General features: G+C 54.3%; 1 protein-coding gene. It reads right to left on the bottom strand.

The features are described 5' to 3' along the window. Window positions 1–429: 429 nt before the first annotated feature. Window positions 430–1,449: an IS110 family RNA-guided transposase gene (locus EDC39_RS15185; protein ID WP_148897238.1), complete on the bottom strand. Its 1,020-nt coding sequence runs from the start codon at window positions 1,447–1,449 to the stop codon at window positions 430–432. Between the last annotated feature and the right edge of the window lie 92 nt (window positions 1,450–1,541).

The raw sequence follows: 1,541 nt of genomic DNA, 5'->3' as shown, positions 1-1,541 counted from the left end.
GGGGTCACCCATTAAAAAGACACCGGTCAATTGAAAAAACGACTCCCGCGCGAGAGATTTAGCCTTTCTCGCCTTTGATCGTGACCACCGGTCACGATGCGCTATCCGCTGCTCAACTTATGCCGTTATTTCGCTTCGTTTCAGTGTCAGTCCTTGACTGCACCAGTCACCCATCAGGATCAAGGCTGGATCAGCTTGCATAGTTGCCACTGAATGCCCCTTCCGCTCTTGGCGGTCCAGAAAATTTTCGGTTCCATGCCGTGTCCAATGGTTGTTGACAGGTTTTGTGGTTGTGAGCCAGCCCCTGCGTGGCTCACGGCATGGGCAGTCAAGAAGCCGATAGCGCTTAAGGTGCGGATGGAGCGGTTGACCAATCAGGCCTTCTGGTTCTGCCAACCCCAATCCCGGTTCCCCGCTCCAGCCAACCGGTTATGTGAACAGTTTTTCCGGCATGAATGGCACCTGATCACGCATCACATAGTAGGCAGCCCGAACCAGTTTGTGCGCCAAGGCGCCATGGGCCACCATGGTCTGGGCCTTTTGCCGTTTGCGATTGTAGAAGGCCCGTGCCTGCGGATCGAAGCGACGGGCCAATTCGGCCGCTTCGGAAAACGCCCAGGCTAGATACTTATTGCCATTTTTGGCGTTGCCACGCCCTTTTGTTTTGCCGTTGCTACTCCAACGACTGGAGACCTTGCGACAGTAGGAAGCGTAGTTGCCGACCTTGGCAAAGCGCTCGATGCGGCCGGTTTCCAGCATGATGGTCAGTGCCAGAATCTTGCCGATCCCCGGAATGGTCAGCAGATACCGATAGGGGCCTTCCACATCGATGCGGCTCTCCACCACGCGCTCGATCCGCCGGATCTGTCGGGTAAAAAAGTCGATGCCCTCCTTGCTCACCACGCCGGCCAAGGCCAGATCCTCGTTGTCGGTCAACAGGGGGCTGATACACTCATCACGGAATCGCTTGATTTCATGGGCTTTGAGCCGCACTCCGCTATTGCGGGTGACAATGTTCTGCAGGCTGATGATCAGCGAGGTCCGAAGCCGCACCAGATGTCCTCTTTTGCGCAACAGATCGCGTATCGGCCTCGTTTCTTTCGGATAGATGTAACCTTCGGGCAAAATATTCAAGCGCAGCATCTCGGCCAACCAGAAAGCATCGTGCGTATCGTCGACATGCTTGATTCCCTTGTACATCTGGATAGCCGCAGGATTGGCCAGATGAACCCTGTACCCTTCCGCCATCAACAGATCGACCAGCCAGTACCAATTGTAAGTCGATTCGACCACGATTCCAGCCAGGTTTTGCCGATAAGGCTGGAGCGTTTGGAGAATCCGTTCCGGCTCGTTGTCCAACTTCTTCTTGAAAATTCGTTTTCCGCTCTCGTCGATGATTCCAAGATGACAGTTGTTTGAATGCAGATCAAAACCCGAGTACAGTTGCATAAGGCACCTCCTGAATAGGGGTTTGTGTGATCTTCCTAGCCTACCAGGATCGGCCTGGTAGGCAGGAGGTGCCTTTTTAGAGGATTATCAGG

Origin of the sequence: Geothermobacter ehrlichii, assembly GCF_008124615.1 — a bacterium.
GTDB lineage: Bacteria > Desulfobacterota > Desulfuromonadia > Desulfuromonadales > Geothermobacteraceae > Geothermobacter > Geothermobacter ehrlichii.
This window is presented reverse-complemented; position numbering and strand designations above follow the sequence as displayed.

Excerpts from the sequence above, each read along its gene's own strand:
- EDC39_RS15185 (WP_148897238.1), bottom strand. The coding sequence starts at position 1,449 with ATGCAACTGTACTCGGGTTTTGATCTGCATTCAAACAACTGTCATCTT.